Source organism: Noviherbaspirillum denitrificans, from assembly GCF_002211445.1.
GTDB classification, from domain to species: domain Bacteria; phylum Pseudomonadota; class Gammaproteobacteria; order Burkholderiales; family Burkholderiaceae_D; genus Noviherbaspirillum; species Noviherbaspirillum denitrificans.
Window position 1 is genome coordinate 1 of the sequence record NZ_LSTO01000048.1, and the last position, 1,228, is coordinate 1,228.

2 protein-coding genes are annotated in these 1,228 nt (G+C 62.4%); one reads left to right on the forward strand and one right to left on the reverse strand.

Annotation, left to right across the window (positions count from 1 at the left end; genetic code table 11):
• Positions 1-490, reverse strand: a 490-nt coding sequence (locus tag AYR66_RS28075) for a gamma-glutamyltransferase (RefSeq protein ID WP_170942404.1), incomplete at its 3' end; no start/stop codon positions are given.
• Positions 491-703: 213 nt separating this feature from the next.
• Between AYR66_RS28075 and AYR66_RS28080 the strand changes: the two genes are divergently transcribed.
• A partial coding sequence (locus AYR66_RS28080; protein WP_272938387.1) for a PmbA/TldA family metallopeptidase occupies positions 704-1,228 on the forward strand: 525 nt, incomplete at its 3' end.

A 1,228-nucleotide genomic window follows, 5' to 3' on the forward strand; every position in this document is an offset into this window, starting at 1 on the left:
GCACGGCGGCCGCCCATTTCTTTTGCACGATCGGCGGTACGAGGTATCCGCGCTCGGCCAGCTCGATGGCCGGGTCGAACAATTCCGCGAAGGGCAGCTTGCCGAACTTTTCCGACAGCTCCACCCAGGCGGCGACCTGGCCCGGCACGGTGACCGAATCCCAGCCGTGGCCGGGGATCTTCCCGCCATGCTTCTTGTTGAAATACTCGACGTTCCAGCCCTGCGGCGCGGGGCCGGAGGCATTCAGACCGTGAAGTTGATCCCCGTCCCACAGGATCGCGAATGCATCGCCGCCCAGACCGTTCGATACCGGTTCGACCACTGTGAGCGCCGCGGCAGACGCGATCGCCGCATCGACTGCATTGCCGCCCTTGAGCAGCATGCGCAGGCCGGCTTGCGCCGCGAGGGGCTGGGAAGTGGAAACGACGTTGCGGGCGAACAGCGGCGTGCGCGTCGTGGGGTAGGGATTGCTCCAGTTGAAGTCTGCCATGACGGAACGCCTCAAAGGGATGACCTGACCGATTCTACTGATAACACATGCACCTGTGCGGGGCAGGTCTTGATGAAAAGCAAAGAAAAATGGCGCAATGCAGCATTTTCGTTGCAAATTATTTCCTGTCATTATGAAAAAGTGATGCAGGGAAATGAACGAACCTTGCCCGCCATAGTCTCTCCATATATTCCTTATTGCATGAGTGCCGACTTGCTAGATTCCATCCGATCCCTGTTCCGCAGCCGTGTGCCCGCGGTTGATTTCTGTTCGCTGCGCCTGGTGGAGGAAAGCAGCGAGCAGTTGAGCGTCCGCCAGGATGTCCTGCAACCGCTGTCCACCGGCATCGACCGCGGCGCGATGGTGACCGTCGTGCACCGCGGCGGCTATGGCTATGCGGCCACCAGCGACCTCAGCGCAGCCGGCCTCACCAATGCGATTGCCCGTGCAAGGCGCTGGGCGGAGGCGAGCGCTGGCCGTTCCGTGGTCGATTACGCGCAACTTGGCCTGTATCGCGCGCAAGGCAGATACGCCACGCCGCCGTCCGCGCCGGTGCCTGCGCGCCGGGATCTGATCGACCTGCTCATGCGCGAATCGGCCAGTTGCCACGTCGACACGCGCGTGGTCGACTGGCAGGCCTCGCTCTGGAATGTGACTACCTCGCAGCTCTACCTCACGGCGGACGGCGCCGATATCGAGCAGCAATTCCGCTACCTTGTCCCGAATCTCTCCGTCACC